The sequence below is a fragment of the uncultured Pseudophaeobacter sp. genome (assembly GCA_905479575.1).
Classification (GTDB): domain Bacteria; phylum Pseudomonadota; class Alphaproteobacteria; order Rhodobacterales; family Rhodobacteraceae; genus Pseudophaeobacter.
Window position 1 is genome coordinate 25405 of sequence record CAJQNB010000013.1, and the last position, 13477, is coordinate 38881.

The window sequence follows — 13477 nt, forward strand, 5'->3', positions numbered from 1 at the left end:
CTGCGCAGACATAGCTGAGCAGGGCGTTGAGCCTAAATCAGACCTGTTTGGGTCCTCGCTAAATCCCGAGGCGATCACGCAGGGCAAACCAGGTCATGGCCAGTGCCAACAGCGGAGACCGCATGGCGGGACCGCCTGGAAAGCGCGGGGCAGGCACGCGGGACATGGTGTCAAAGCCCTCGGCCTGGCCCTGGATCGCCTGGGCAATCAGCTGGCCGGCATGGATGGCTGTGCCCACCCCGTGGCCGGAATAGCCTGAGGCAGAGAGTACATTTTCACCCAGGCGCGCGAGATAGGGCATGCGCTTCATGGTGATCCCCAATGTGCCCCCCCAGGCATAGTCTAGGCGCACGTCTTTCAGGTGTGGAAAGATCTCTGTCATGGGTTTGCGCACCACCGCCTTGATGTCTGAGGGGAAGCGGTAGCCATAGCTTTCGCCGCCGCCAAACAGCAGTCGTTTGTCATGGCTGAGGCGAAAATAGTTGACCACAAATTTGCTATCCGCCACAGCGACATCTCGCCCCAGAACCTTGTCTGCCGCATCGCCGAGCGGTTCGGTGGCGACGATAAAGTTGTTGATCGGCATCACCTTGGCGGCGACCTGACGGTTCAGCCCGCCCAGATAGCCGTTACAGGCGAGGATCAGATGATCGGCGCGAACCTCTCCGGTGGCGGTTTTGACCCGCACCTCGGCGCCCTCCTGGATGTCCAGAACTTCACTTTCCTCGTGCAGCGAAGCACCGGCCGCCGCCGCTGCGCGGGCCAGGCCAAGCGCCAGATTGAGCGGGTGCAGGTGGCCGGCACCGTGATCCAGAATGCCGCCTTTGTAATCAGGGGAGGGGCACATCTGATGGCAGGCCTCAGGCGAGAGCAACTCGATCTGATCATAGCCATAGCGATCTTCAAGATGACGGCCGTAATCATGCAAATGCATGCTGTCGCGGCTGTTGGAGGCGGTCCAGGCAACACCGGGGCGCAGGTGACACTGAATATCGTGCTTGGCAATCAGGGATTTGACCAGATCCTTGGCCTCTTCCCCCAGCCGCCAGAGCTTTTGCGCTTCTTGTTTGCCAACAAAGCCCTCAAGCCCTTCCTGATCCATGCGCTGGCCGCTGCCAAGCTGACCACCATTGCGACCAGAGGCGCCAAAGCCAACACGATGAGCCTCCAGCAGGGTCACCTTCATGCCCGCCTCGGCCAGGTGCAACGCCGCCGACAACCCGGTAAAGCCGCCACCGATAATGACGACATCGGCGCGCGCGTCCCCTGACAGGGCAGAAAACCGCGCAAGAGGCGTCGCGGTCGCGGCATACCAGCTGTTGGGGTACTGCCCCTTGCGATCATTGGAGTGGAGCAAATTTAGTCCCATCGCATACCTCTTTGAAAGCTCTGGCGCCCAGGGGCTGCCAGCAGCTCTTTATCTTTCCATAAATATTCGATTGCACTGGCGTCCCCTCTCAAGGCGACGCCAGAGTTTATGTTGGCGCCCTAGACATTCATCAGCAGATGCTCGCGCTCCCAGGGGGAGATCACCTGCAGGAATTCCTCATACTCAGCGCGTTTGACGATGCTGTAGACCCGGGCAAATTCAGGGCCCAGTACTTCGTGCAAGGCAGTGGCGGTGTCAAACAGATCGAGGGCACTGCCCATAACCTGCGGAATATCGCCTTCACCCTCATAGGCATCGCCTTTGAACTGTTTCTCTGGGTGGGTCTTTTCCATCAGTCCCAGATAGCCACAGGCCAGAGAGACGGCGATGCCCAGGTAGGGGTTGCAGTCCATGCCGGCAATGCGGTTTTCAACCCGCCGTGCCGCAGCCCCAGAGAGCGGAATGCGGATGCCGGTGGTGCGATTGTCGCGCGCCCATTCCAGATTGATCGGGGCGGCGTGATCTTTGACATACCGTCGGTAGGAATTCACATAGGGTGCCATCACCGCGATCCCTGCCGGCAGATGGTTCTGTAGCCCGGCAATAAAGTGGAAAAACGCATCCGTTTCGGACTCATCCTCTGCGGAAAAGATGTTCTTGCCGGTTTTGCGGTCCAGTACCGAATGGTGGATATGCATCGCCGAGCCGGGCTCATTCTCGATCGGCTTGGCCATGAAGGTGGCAAAGCAATCATGGCGCAGTGCCGCTTCGCGGATCAGCCGTTTGAAATAGAACACCTCATCCGCCAGTTTGACCGGATCACCATGCAGCAGGTTGATCTCCAGCTGGCCGGCGCCGCCTTCCTGGGTGATGCCGTCGATTTCAAACCCCTGGGCCTCGGCAAAATCATAGATATCGTCGATAACAGGGCCAAATTCATCCACGGCCGTCATGGAATAGGCCTGGCGAGCGGCGGCAGGGCGGCCAGAGCGCCCCATCATGGGTTCGATCTTTTTGGCAGGATCGACATTGCGCGCCACCAGGAAGAACTCCATCTCAGGTGCCACAACCGGATCCCAGCCCTGATCGTGATAGAGCTGCACCACCCGCTTCAGCACGTTGCGTGGGCTAAAGGGGATCGGATCGCCGTTACGGTCAACGGCGTCATGGATCACCTGCAGGGTCCAGTCCCCGGTCCAGGGCGCCGCCGTGGCGGTGGACATATCCGGGTGCAGGGTCATGTCTTTTTCGATCCAGCCATCCTCATCCGCAGCCTCGGCCCAATCGCCGGTGATGGTTTGGTAAAAGATGCTGTCGGGCAGGTGAAAGTAGTCCTGCTTTGCAAACTTGGATGCCGGTACTGCCTTGCCCCGGGCAATACCGGGAAGGTCCGAAATAACGCATTCAACTTCGTCGAGACGACGGCCCTCCAGATAGAGCTTTGCCGCTTCGGGAAGGTCGTCTAGCCAAGATGACATCAAGTCCTCTCTTTCTTCATAAATTCTGCGAGGAAATTTGCAATTGCGGGGGAGTCTACGGGGGTGTCGAGCTGCTGGCTGGCCTGATCAAGGATCTGGTCCGGCACCACGCCACGGCCCCGTTTGTCGATCAAGCCACTGGTGAACGCATTGCTGAATTCGGGATGCGGCTGCAGGGTCCAGATATGGTCACCATAGGCGAGGATGCCGTTTTCACAGAATTCATTTCCGGCCAGCACGCGGGCCCCGGCGGGACGCTCGATCACCTGATCCTGGTGCCAGGCGTTGAGAGTCAAAGGCACGCCGTCCTGCTCATAGGTAACATGGCCAACGGCCCAGCCACCCTCATATTTGGCCACCTTGCCGCCAAGCGCCTGGGCGATGATTTGATGGCCAAAGCAGATCCCGGCCATGGGCTGTTTCTTGGCATGGATCTCACGGATCAGCTCTTCGAGCGGCGGGATCCAGTCGTGGGGTTCATAGGCACCATGGCGCGAGCCAGTGATGATCCACCCATCTGCGGCATCGGCATTTGCGGGAAACTGGCCGTCAACGACTGCAAAGGTCTCAAACTCAAAACCATTGCCCGCCAGGAGAGTGCAAAACATCTGGTCATAGTCGCCCGAGTCCTGAATGAGATCTTCAGGCGCGTGGCCGGTTTGCAGGATGCCGATTTTCATAATTCACCAGATTTGATCAAAAGGGGATGGGGTGGGGCCGCGCATCGGGGCTGACAGTGTTCATACCGCGTCCAACCAGCTGAGCCAATGTTGATCTGTCGGCAGGGCGGCAAAGCCCGCCAGTTCCTGGCGTTTGGTCATCACCAGGTTGCGGATCATCATCTGCGGTAGGATCCGTGCGATCAGCGGGCTTTCTTCAAACCGGGCAATGGCGGTTTCCCAATCGGGCGCCAGCTGTGGCAGATCGGTCTGCTCATAGATGTTCCCACTGGAGGCGGCGGGCGGCACCATTTTGTCAGTGATGCCCAGCAGGGCGGCACCCAGAACAACAGAAAGCATCAGATAGGGGTTGATGTCCCCACCGGCGGTGCGGTGCTCAATGCGCCGCGCCTTGGGGCTGCCGCCGGGAATACGGATGGCTGCGGTTCGGTTTTCATAGGCCCAGGCAGCTCCGGTCGGGGCGTGGGCACCGGGCACCAGGCGGGCATAGGAATTACCATGTGGCGCAAAGATCAGCGTACTGGCTGGCATCGCCGCGATGCATCCCGCGACCGCCTGGTGCAGCAGGTCGGTGCCGGTTGCGGATCCATCATCAAAGACATTGTTGCCCTGCGCATCCACCACCGAGAAATGCACATGCATGCCATTGCCGGCTTCCTCGGCATAGGGTTTTGCCATAAAGGTGGCCGCCATGCCGTGTTTTCGCGCCAGGCCTTTGACCAGGGCTTTGAACAGCCAGGCATCATCCGCCGCGCGCAGGGCATCCTGATGGTTCAGGTTGATCTCGAACTGGCCCAACCCGGCCTCAGAAATTGCCGATTGTGCCGGGATGCCCATCTCTTCGGCGCCGGCATAGAGGTCGGTGAAAAACAAATCAAAGGCGTCCAGCTCTTCCAGTGACAATACCGACTGCTGGCTGAGCTTTCGCCCGGTGTGGGGATGCGCTGGTGGGCCGGGTTGCGCGCCGCTGTCATCCACCAGATTGAATTCCATTTCGGTGGCGGCCATCACCGTCCAGCCGCGCGCCGCATAGCCGTCAAGCACCTGTGCCAGAACCTGACGTGGATCGCCCAGAAAAGGCGCGCCATCGTCGGTTTCCAGCATCATCGGAACCAGAGCCGACGGAGTGTCCAGCCAGGGCATCGGCACCGGGCCACGTTGTGTTGGCTTGAGGATGCCATCGGCATCGCCGGTTTCAAACACCAGCGGGCTGTCTTCGATGTCGCGTCCCCAGATATCCACGTTGAGGGCAGAAACCGGCATCCGCGCCGCGCCATCGGCCAGTTTTCCCGCCTGTGCGGCAGGCATGCGTTTGCCGCGCATCTGTCCGTTCACATCACAGGCGGCGATGCGGATGGTCTTCAGCGTGGACAGGTCCATGGGGCGGCTCCTTGGTAGCGGTGCCTCTGTTGTACTGCAGGTTTTTGCATGAGCCAAGAGAATTTGATCAAAAGTTTGCATCAAGACGTGGAAGCCCTAAAAACCGCCAAAAAAATGGCCCCGGAAGGAGCCATCATGTCGTTCATTTTTTCCATTATCCACGAAAAGAAGCATTGGTTGAGCCATAGCTATGAAACCATAGAAAAACCTCGGACATGTCACCATTTCGCGCGAAATAAATTGTTCCCTTCGGGCAAAATGTAGTTGGCCAATATTGTCGGCTCCAAGTCATTTGAGTGCCGACATGATCACGGAACCGAAATCCGTCAGGGACATTTGGAAGAAAATGGCGAGCGAACATCACGGGCCGTCTTCCTCGAAGAAATGGTCTGGCCCACCGGCCGGTATTGTCCACACTGCCGCAGTGTGCGGTCTGTTGCGCTTCGCGGTCAATCTGCGCGTGCGGGACTGTATCAATGTTCCGAGCGACGAATGTCGCCGTCAATTCACCCTAACCACAAGAATGCCAATGCACTCGACCAAACTTGATCTTCGAGTGTGGATTGTCGCGATCTTTCTCGTGCTGACATCAAGAAAGGGGATCTGCTCGGTCGTCATGTCACGAATCCTGGGCGTGAACCAAAAAACTGCCTGGGAACTCTGTCGGCCATTCGTGAACTGATGGCCGACAGAGAAGGGATCGCCAGTCCGTTGGGCGGCATAGTCGAGGTCGATGTTTCCTTCGTGGGAGGTGCCCCTAAGTTCAAGAAAAGGGTCAAAAACAAGCCGGGGCGCGGCACCAAAAAGCCTGTCGTTCTGGTTGCCGCTGAACGCAATGGCCAAGCCAAGGCGACCATGTTTCGGAACGCCCAAGGCGCAACACTTGGGCCAATCATGAAAGAATGGATGGAACCGCAGCCTATTCTGATGACGGATGGCAAGAGGGCTTATCGTAAAATCGGCAAAACATTTGCTGCACATCATACGGTCAGTCACGGTGCTCGACAGTATTCCCGTCCCAGTCTCGGGGTGCACATCAATACGGTGGAAGCCGTCAAGTCTCAGGTCCGGCGCGCCTTTGTCGGAGTATTTCATCGCCCTGGACGAAAGCACCTTCAGCGATACCTCGACGAGATCCTGTGGCGTTGCAACCATCGTCAGCCAGCCGTGAAGGTCTGGCAGAAACTGATGAAATCAGACGCAAAGACAGTCACGACAACAACGTGGAAGCTAATACTTGTCGTCGAACAGATGAGAGGGCTTCTCTGCTGTGCGATTGGTCGGCAAATGCCCCGCACGCCTGAATGGGGTTTGACCTGGCCATAAGATCGACGGCGGCTTAGAGCCTAAACCTTCATTGGGTTGCCGCGCCAAAACTACTCATTGATGTGTTATCAATTGCTGAGATTTTACAGGAGCTGTTCGGATGCAACAAAATGAGGTTCTGTTTCAGGCGCTTGAATTGCCATGTGGCGTTGTCTTGAAAAATCGGATTGCAAAATCTGCAACGTCGGACTCTCTGGGCGACGGCACCGGTCACCCAACGCCCGAACAAAACAGGCTGTATCAGCGATGGGCGGAAGGAGGGCTGGCCGTATCGATTATTGGCGAAGTTCAAGCGACTTCGCACTTTGCCGAAAAGCCCGGAAATCTGGTGCTTCACGCAGTTTCGGACTTAAACAAGTTTAGGGACCTTGCCGCGCACGGTAGTCAAAACGGCCCGCAGTTGTGGCTACAACTCGGTCATGCTGGGGCGCTTGCATACGCACCGATCAGCAATCCGAAGGGGCCAAGCGCTCTCGATTTACCAAGCCTGCGCTGCGAGGCGCTAACGCAAGATGAAATCCATCAGGTTTCGGCAGACTTTGCCAAGACAGCTATATTGGCAAAGCGGGCTGGTTTCGGCGGCGTGCAAATACATGCAGCACATGGTTTTCTGCTCAGCCAGTTTCTGTCGCCTTTGTTCAATAAGCGCCGCGATGGATATGGTGGATCTATCGCCAACCGTATGAAACTTCTACTTGAAACCATTGAGGCAACACGCGCGGCGGTCGGTCCTCACTTTCCAATCGCGGTGAAGCTTAACTCTTCAGACCAACTTGAAGGCGGGCTTGGCGAAGACGATGCGCTTCAGGTCGTGTCCGCTCTGGACACATCATCGGTCGACTTAATCGACATCAGCGGTGGAACGTATTTCCCTGGCGCTAAATCTGCTTCTGACAGCGCTGGAAGTGGGCCATATTTCATCGCATTCGCCAAACGCGCCCGAACGGTGAGATCCAAGCCTTTGATGTTGACCGGGGGCTTCAAAACGCGGTCGCAGGCAGCGGAGGCGGTCACGAGCGGCGCAGTTGATATAGTCGGCCTGGCTCGTGCGCTCGTTCTTGAACCGGCCCTTCCCAATCTTTGGATGAAAGACCAGACGCCAGAGCCCGCCTTTCCACGGTTTTCAGATGCGCCGGAGGGCGGGGTAACGGCGTGGTATACGATGCGGCTGACGGAAATCGGAGCTGACAAAGAGACAGACGAAGCTGGCGACCTTGGGCAGGCCATCGAAAATTATCAAACGCGTGACGATATCCGAACAGAAATCTGGTTGCGCCATTTTGAGAGTTAGGCCAGTCGCTTGGTCAATCGGCTGGCAGCATTTCTGTCGCTTGTCCCACATTGGGGTTCTTTACCGTATAGCCATACGGTCAGCGATTTTGGACCAGACTCCGTTTGGTGGATAATTAGGTCAGTTTTTGTTCTTTTAGCGCATGAAATTGGGTCTGTATTTCAACTTGGGGCGCTGTCCCCGCGGCAGATGCCGGTTCAGCCGCTTGTTTATCAGCCCAAACAGGGCAATCACCATCAGGGTCAGGAGGATGAAATAGAAGGCCAGAATAGGGTAGGGGACAAAGGGGTTGAAGGTCTTATCTGCAAAATACTTTGCATAGTAGAGCGCATCGCCTTTTTGGCGCCAGGCTGGAAAGGCCGAGACAAAAACCAGGGTGGTGGCATGAAACAAAAAGATCGCCTCATTGGTATAGGCGGGCCAGGCAAGGCGCATCATGGTTGGCCACATCACCTTGCGATACCGCGGCCAGCCGGTCAGCCCATAGGCATCTGCAGCCTCAATATCGCCTTTGGGGATCGACCGCAGCGCCCCGTAGAAGATCTCGGCGGAATATGCGGCGGTGTTCAGAAACAACACGATGAGCGCGCCAGCCCAGGCCGAGGACAGCGGATCAAAGACGCTTGATACGCCTTTCAGACTGAGGAACAGGAAGTAAGCAAAGAAGAACTGGATGAACAGGGGCGAGCCGCGAAACAGAAAGATGAACCATTCAGCAGGTTTACGGGCCCAGGGCGAACTGGCATTCTTTGCCACCGCCAGGAGATTGGCCAAGAAGAAGCCAGTCACGATCGCAAGGACGCCATAGTAGACGTTCCAGATCATCCCCGAGCCGATCAGGGTGAAATGCTCACATAGGGTGAAATCACTGCGCGGCAGCATCCGTTCGCCATAGCCAAGCGAGCGGAACGCATAGTCCTGAACGGTTTGAAAGCAGCTCATAACGCTTTCCTTTGCGCTTCGCCAGCCAGGGTGGCTTGACCATGGGACAGGCGGATGGTGATGCGGTTCAAAACCAGTTCGGAAACCTTGGTAAAGCTGAGATAAAAGATCAGCAATCCAAGGAAGTACCAGGTGCGCCAATCGGTATGGGGATAGGCGGTGAACCTGGCGGTTTTGGAGCCGCCGAGTTCCTTGGCCCAATAGACGATATCCTCAACCCCCAGCAGGAACAGCAGGGGCGTGGCCTTGATAAGGACCATCCAGAGGTTGGAAAGACCGGGCAGGGCATAGGTCCACATTTGTGGCACCAGAATGCGCCAAAAGGTCTGGCTATTGTTGAGCCCATAGGCCTCTGCTGTTTCGATTTGTGCATGGGGCACCGCCTGCATCGCGCCATAAAGCACATTGGCGGCGAAGGCCCCAAAAACAATGGCAAAGGTCACAACCGCAATGGTGAAACCATAGACTTCATGGATCCATTGCGCAGAATCCCCCAGTGGCAGCTTGGCAATATCGCAGACGATGAAATCGCTGCCCTGGCGAATGGGTTGATCCCAATCCGGGCATTTGACCTTATGGCGCAGATATTCCAGCGCCTGATCCAATGCGATGACAAAAAACAGGAAAAAGGCGATGTCCGGCACGCCACGCACAATGGCGATATAGCCACGTCCCAACCAGCTGAGCGGCGCAAAACGCGCCCGCGCGGCCATGGCGCCGCCAAAACCAAACAGCAGTGCGGCAGGCGCAGCAAGTGCCAACAGCAACAGAACCGTCCCGAACGACATGTAAAAGGCCATGTGCTTACCGGTGGTGAGATAGCAGCTCATCCACTGGAAAGTCTCGAGAGTGGCCGGGTCAGAGCAAAAGGAGAAAATGGCGGACCTCGTGGGGATCGGGACCGATGGCGCGAGGATCTGAATGCACCGTTGCGGTCAAGGGCAAAGGGGGGCGCGGCGCCCCCCTTTATTAGTGTTTAGGGATCAAAAGGTTCAGAACTTGCCTTCGATTTCCCATTTGTCGAGCAGCATGTTCAGCGAACCGTCTTCTTTCATTGAAGCAATTGCCGCGTCGAACTTGGCAATGACGTCGGTATCAGACTGGCGGAAGGCCATGCCGATGCCATCACCCAAGAAGACGTCTTCGCCTACAAACTGCAGATCGGTTTCGTCAACGATGGGCAGCAGGAAGTCCTTGTCGGCCATGACGGCATCTGCTTCGCCTGCGTTTACTGCGGCAATGGTTTCATCCGGTGTGGGGAATTCGACGAGCGTCGCGCCGGTGCCCGCGACATGCGAGGATTGAATGGTCGAGGCCTGCGCAGAGATAACGGCGGAGGTCAGATCAACATCTGCCGACAGGGCGGCAAAAGCGGAAGGCGAGGGGCGTGTGTAGCCCTGGGTGAACTGAACAACTTCTTTCCGCTCAGGTGTGATCGACATGCCGGCGATGATGGCATCGTAGTTGCCCGACAGCAGGTTGGGGATGATGGAATCCCAGTCATTTGTGACCCATTCGCAGGTCAGCTCGGCGCGTTTGCACAGCTCATCGCCCAGCTCGCGCTCAAAACCGTCCACTTCGCCGTTGTCGTTCAGGAAGTTGTAGGGAGGGTAGGCACCCTCGGTGCCCAGACGGACTGTGTCAGCCAGGCCCATGCCTGCGGTCAAAGCAAGCGCTGCGGTGGTCAGAATGAGTGATTTCATGGTGATACTCCCAGTTTTTGGTTTCTGTTTTGGTTTGTTCTTGTCGTCTCCAAGGCCCGGATCGGGCCTCAGGGAAGGGGCTAACGGCTTGCGCGCAGGTGCCGGGTCGGCGCCAGGAAGTTGCGCAACCGTTCGGATTGCGTATTGCCAAAGACCTCATCGGCGGTGCCCTGTTCCTCGATCAGGCCCTGGTGCAGAAACACCACCTTATCTGACACATCAGCGGCGAGGTTCATATCATGGGTCACAATCATCATTGTGCGGCCTTCGCCGGCCAGGTCCTTGATGACTTTGACCACTTCCTGTTCCAACTCAGGATCCAGCGCCGAGGTGGGTTCGTCAAACAGCAGGGCCTCGGGCTCCATGCACAGCGCCCGCGCGATGGCTGCACGTTGCTGTTGGCCGCCAGACAGCTGCGCCGGGTAGGCGTCCCATTTGTCGCCAATACCAACCTTGTCCAGATATTGGCGCGCGGCGGCCTCGACCTCTTTGGCATCGCGCCCCAGAACCGTGACCGGGGCTTCCATCACATTTTGCAAAATGGTCATATGGGCCCAGAGATTGAACTGCTGAAACACCATCGACAGATTGGTCCGAATACGCAGAACCTGTTTGGCATCACTGGGACGACGGTTCAGCCCTTTGCCGGACCAGGTGATGGGCTCTCCCTTAAAGTTGATCTCTCCGGCCTGGCTGTTTTCCAGCAGGTTGCAGCAGCGCAAAAGGGTCGATTTCCCCGACCCGGAGGAGCCGATCAATGACACAACATCCCCGCGATGGGCAGTGATGTTGACACCTTTGATAACTTCCAGCTCTCCATAAGATTTATGCAGGTCGCGGATCTCGAGTACAGGTGCCAGTGTGGTCAAAACGGTTTCGCCCAGTTGTGAAAAAAACTCGCTCTAATTGGACCGAAAAAATGGCTGAATGCAATGTCAAAACCGGGAAGTATTCAGGATAACTGCACGGAAGGGAGGTCACAGTCTTCGAAATGGGCAGCTGTGCACTAACCGCGTGCCTTGATCTTTAGCCCTGTCAGGACCGGCCCCGGAGGCGTTGGCACTGCCAGGTACTCGCTGGTTGGAATGTGCAAGAACCCTTTCAGCCTGAGAGTGGCGCGCGTCGTTTCATCCAGAGAGTCAATTGCGGATTTTATCGCCAGAAACAGCGCTGTAGGGTCCTGGTTTAATGCGGTGATAAAGGGCAGGCCAGGGGTTGGTACAGTGAGATCAACAACGGACAGTTCATCCGCAAAATCATCGTAGGTCTGGATCATCTCCCAGGACAACAGGTCGAGAGCGGCAAAATCAGCGCGCCCTTCGGCCACCGCTTGGGCAGAGCCGCGATGGCTGCCGGTTTCGATTAGGGTGCCCGGTAGGATATTGCGGTCTTGCAGGTGGATCAGCGGGGCTGCCCAGCCGGATTGCGACAAGGCATCATTATAGGCAAAACGCCCCCGGTCGAATTGTTCCAGCCGTGGGCTGGCGGCGGATTTTTTGGCGATCAATACGCTGCGATAAAACCCGGGCGCACAATCTGGCAGGCCATAGTCCGGGGTGCCGACCAGTTCGACCTCGCCATACAATCGGGTACGGAAGGGGCAGCCGCAGGTCTGCGCCAACAAAAGGTCGGGTGAGCTCCAGGCCGACCAGGGCTCAATCTCGCGGGAAAGGGTCGCCGGCCCGTTTTCCAGATTGTTGCGAATGGCAGACCAGAGCAGGTCATTGGCCGCAGCGGTTTCAGGTCTGTCATACATGCCGAGAAAGGCAATCATATGGCTGCCTCCATCCGTTTGCGGGCCTGGGCACTTTCCAGGTCGTTGACGCCCAGAAGATTTGCGGTGAGCCGCATCAATGCATCTTCACCAGCGTCGCGGTGACCATCCGCCAGTACCACTTGCCACATGGCTTCGACGACACCAATGCGATCTTCCAGGCTGACAGCCTCTTTGATGGCGCGGGTGAAGCGCACCGTATCGGGGGCCTCGGCCTCCATTGCCTCGGCCTGTTCGCGCAGAATGATCGCGCCCCCAGTATCCTGGTCAAACCGCGAGCAGATAATGCGGTCAATGCGGTCTTTCTCAACTTCAGAATAGTTTTGATCAGAGCGGGCGATCCGGACCAATAGCGCAGTAAGCGCCATGCGGGCGCCTTCATCCGTCAATGGTTCTGGTGCGGGAGCCAAAAGGCGGGCCAGAAGTTCTTTAAACATTATTGTCCCCTTGGCTTGCCAGGAGCTTGACCTGGGCTTTTGTCCGCGCGGCCTCATTGTCTGCAAAGGACAGGCCCATCGCCTTATAGGCCTCTTCAAGAATGCGAACTTCGCCTTCGTGTTCATTATTGTCGGCCAGCACAACTTCCCACAGGGCATCCAGGGCGGCCAGACGTTCGTCCAGCCCGGTGGTCTCGCGGATCAGGCGGCCAAAGGTGTCGGTCTCGGGGGCGGCGGAATGCAATTTCTCACAGGTCGCCCGGACCTTGGCAGCCTCAAGGGCGTCGTGTTGATACAGTCGCGACAGGATCCGATCAATCAGGCTGATCTCTTCCAGCTTATATTCGCGGTCCGATTTTGCGACGCGCACCAGCAAAGCCCCCAAAGCCAGTTCGGCATCCGGATCAGGAAGGGCCGGCGGATCGTTGGGCCGGAAGGCCTGAAAAAGTTTCTTGAGCATGCCAGGGATACTCCGTGGATCTAGGGGCCGGTGGCGGCGGCGAAACGCAGCTGGCCAAACTATTTTAATCGATGGTTGGGTCGATATCTCTGACCCGGGAACCTGACCAGTCAACGCGCTGGGAACCCCAGAATGTGCCAGCTGGTCAATCTGTTGATGTTAGCTATCGTAGCCTTCGATAATCTCCATGTCGCCGGTAGAAACCGGATCACGTAGCGCTTTGGCGTCTTGATAAGACACACTATCATAACAGGATTTTGCTGTTGTGAAATCCTTGAATTCGATCACCACGGTGCGGGCGCGCATCGCACCTTCGCGCACCTCTTTAGGCCCACCCCGTACCAGAAAGCGTGCGCCATACTCGGCAAAAGGTGCGGCATTGGCTGCGACATACTCCTTGTACCGGTCCAGGTCGTCAACATCGACATGCGCGACCCAATAGCCCTTTGGCATTTTCAGAACTCCCTCATGCAGTTTGCAACAAGCTGATACAGAACCACGGCAAAGACAATGGTGAGCTGTCAGACATTTTCCCCGTAGGCGCGTGAAAATACCAAAAAATATCAAAAATATACGTCACATATATGAAAAACGCCCGCGCGGTGGCGGGCGTTTTTTGGTGCGTATCCGTTCGAGA

General features: G+C 57.1%; 13 protein-coding genes and 1 pseudogene. 2 read left to right on the forward strand and 12 right to left on the reverse strand.

What is annotated here, in order from left to right; all coding sequences use genetic code 11:
• Positions 1-58: 58 nt before the first annotated feature.
• The 4 genes from QZ268_RS04570 to QZ268_RS04585 form a co-directional block, all read right to left on the reverse strand.
• Positions 59-1369, reverse strand: a complete 1311-nt coding sequence (locus tag QZ268_RS04570) for an FAD-binding oxidoreductase (RefSeq protein ID WP_295448707.1) — start codon at positions 1367-1369, stop codon at positions 59-61.
• A 119-nt stretch (positions 1370-1488) separates the two neighbouring features.
• A complete protein-coding gene (locus QZ268_RS04575) occupies positions 1489-2847 on the reverse strand; it encodes a glutamine synthetase family protein (protein ID WP_295448710.1) in 1359 nt (452 codons plus the stop codon).
• Positions 2847-3527: a type 1 glutamine amidotransferase gene (locus QZ268_RS04580; protein ID WP_295448713.1), complete on the reverse strand. Its 681-nt coding sequence runs from the start codon at positions 3525-3527 to the stop codon at positions 2847-2849. Before QZ268_RS04580 ends, QZ268_RS04575 begins: the two co-directional genes overlap by 1 nt.
• 60 nt (positions 3528-3587) lie before the next feature.
• Entirely contained in the window at positions 3588-4907 is a 1320-nt protein-coding gene (locus tag QZ268_RS04585) for a glutamine synthetase family protein (protein WP_295448715.1), read from the reverse strand.
• A gap of 292 nt (positions 4908-5199) precedes the next feature.
• Here QZ268_RS04585 and QZ268_RS04590 point away from each other — a divergent pair.
• Both QZ268_RS04590 and QZ268_RS04595 read left to right on the forward strand, forming a co-directional pair.
• Positions 5200-6233: pseudogene (locus QZ268_RS04590) on the forward strand (IS1595 family transposase).
• A gap of 100 nt (positions 6234-6333) precedes the next feature.
• The gene (locus tag QZ268_RS04595) at positions 6334-7524 is read left to right on the forward strand and encodes an NADH:flavin oxidoreductase/NADH oxidase family protein (protein ID WP_295448718.1); all 1191 of its coding nucleotides are present in this window, start codon (positions 6334-6336) and stop codon (positions 7522-7524) included.
• A gap of 135 nt (positions 7525-7659) precedes the next feature.
• Here the strand turns inward: QZ268_RS04595 and QZ268_RS04600 are convergent, their stop codons facing one another.
• From QZ268_RS04600 to QZ268_RS04635, 8 genes are all read right to left on the reverse strand, one after another.
• Positions 7660-8466 (reverse strand): ABC transporter permease subunit, encoded by an 807-nt coding sequence (locus tag QZ268_RS04600; protein WP_295448720.1) that lies wholly within the window; start codon positions 8464-8466, stop codon positions 7660-7662.
• On the reverse strand, positions 8463-9344 hold the full coding sequence (locus tag QZ268_RS04605; RefSeq protein ID WP_295448795.1) for an ABC transporter permease subunit: 882 nt from the start codon (positions 9342-9344) through the stop codon (positions 8463-8465). The genes QZ268_RS04600 and QZ268_RS04605 overlap by 4 nt, the downstream gene beginning before the upstream one ends.
• Positions 9345-9458: 114 nt before the next feature.
• Positions 9459-10169 (reverse strand): transporter substrate-binding domain-containing protein, encoded by a 711-nt coding sequence (locus QZ268_RS04610; protein ID WP_295448723.1) that lies wholly within the window; start codon positions 10167-10169, stop codon positions 9459-9461.
• An 80-nt stretch (positions 10170-10249) separates the two neighbouring features.
• Positions 10250-11038 carry an amino acid ABC transporter ATP-binding protein gene (locus QZ268_RS04615; protein ID WP_295448726.1) on the reverse strand — a complete coding sequence of 263 codons (789 nt, stop codon included), beginning with the start codon at positions 11036-11038 and terminating at the stop codon, positions 10250-10252.
• A 137-nt stretch (positions 11039-11175) separates the two neighbouring features.
• Complete coding sequence (locus QZ268_RS04620) at positions 11176-11943, reverse strand: PhnD/SsuA/transferrin family substrate-binding protein (RefSeq protein WP_295448728.1); 768 nt, start codon at positions 11941-11943, stop codon at positions 11176-11178.
• Positions 11940-12380 carry a TerB family tellurite resistance protein gene (locus QZ268_RS04625; protein ID WP_295448734.1) on the reverse strand — a complete coding sequence of 147 codons (441 nt, stop codon included), beginning with the start codon at positions 12378-12380 and terminating at the stop codon, positions 11940-11942. The genes QZ268_RS04620 and QZ268_RS04625 overlap by 4 nt, the downstream gene beginning before the upstream one ends.
• Positions 12373-12840, reverse strand: a complete 468-nt coding sequence (locus QZ268_RS04630; protein WP_295448737.1) for a TerB family tellurite resistance protein — start codon at positions 12838-12840, stop codon at positions 12373-12375. The genes QZ268_RS04625 and QZ268_RS04630 overlap by 8 nt, the downstream gene beginning before the upstream one ends.
• Before the next feature lie 159 nt (positions 12841-12999).
• Positions 13000-13293, reverse strand: coding sequence for a DUF1330 domain-containing protein (locus tag QZ268_RS04635; protein WP_295448740.1), 294 nt, complete (start codon positions 13291-13293; stop codon positions 13000-13002).
• Positions 13294-13477 lie beyond the last annotated feature (184 nt).

Coding starts and splice junctions, on each gene's coding strand:
- QZ268_RS04580 (WP_295448713.1), bottom strand. CDS start 3,527: ATGAAAATCGGCATCCTGCAAACCGGCCACGCGCCTGAAGATCTCATT.
- QZ268_RS04625 (WP_295448734.1), bottom strand. CDS start 12,380: ATGTTTAAAGAACTTCTGGCCCGCCTTTTGGCTCCCGCACCAGAACCA.
- QZ268_RS04575 (WP_295448710.1), bottom strand. CDS start 2,847: ATGTCATCTTGGCTAGACGACCTTCCCGAAGCGGCAAAGCTCTATCTG.
- QZ268_RS04600 (WP_295448720.1), bottom strand. CDS start 8,466: ATGAGCTGCTTTCAAACCGTTCAGGACTATGCGTTCCGCTCGCTTGGC.
- QZ268_RS04635 (WP_295448740.1), bottom strand. CDS start 13,293: ATGCCAAAGGGCTATTGGGTCGCGCATGTCGATGTTGACGACCTGGAC.
- QZ268_RS04595 (WP_295448718.1), top strand. CDS start 6,334: ATGCAACAAAATGAGGTTCTGTTTCAGGCGCTTGAATTGCCATGTGGC.
- QZ268_RS04585 (WP_295448715.1), bottom strand. CDS start 4,907: ATGGACCTGTCCACGCTGAAGACCATCCGCATCGCCGCCTGTGATGTG.
- QZ268_RS04630 (WP_295448737.1), bottom strand. CDS start 12,840: ATGCTCAAGAAACTTTTTCAGGCCTTCCGGCCCAACGATCCGCCGGCC.
- QZ268_RS04610 (WP_295448723.1), bottom strand. CDS start 10,169: ATGAAATCACTCATTCTGACCACCGCAGCGCTTGCTTTGACCGCAGGC.
- QZ268_RS04570 (WP_295448707.1), bottom strand. CDS start 1,369: ATGGGACTAAATTTGCTCCACTCCAATGATCGCAAGGGGCAGTACCCC.
- QZ268_RS04620 (WP_295448728.1), bottom strand. CDS start 11,943: ATGATTGCCTTTCTCGGCATGTATGACAGACCTGAAACCGCTGCGGCC.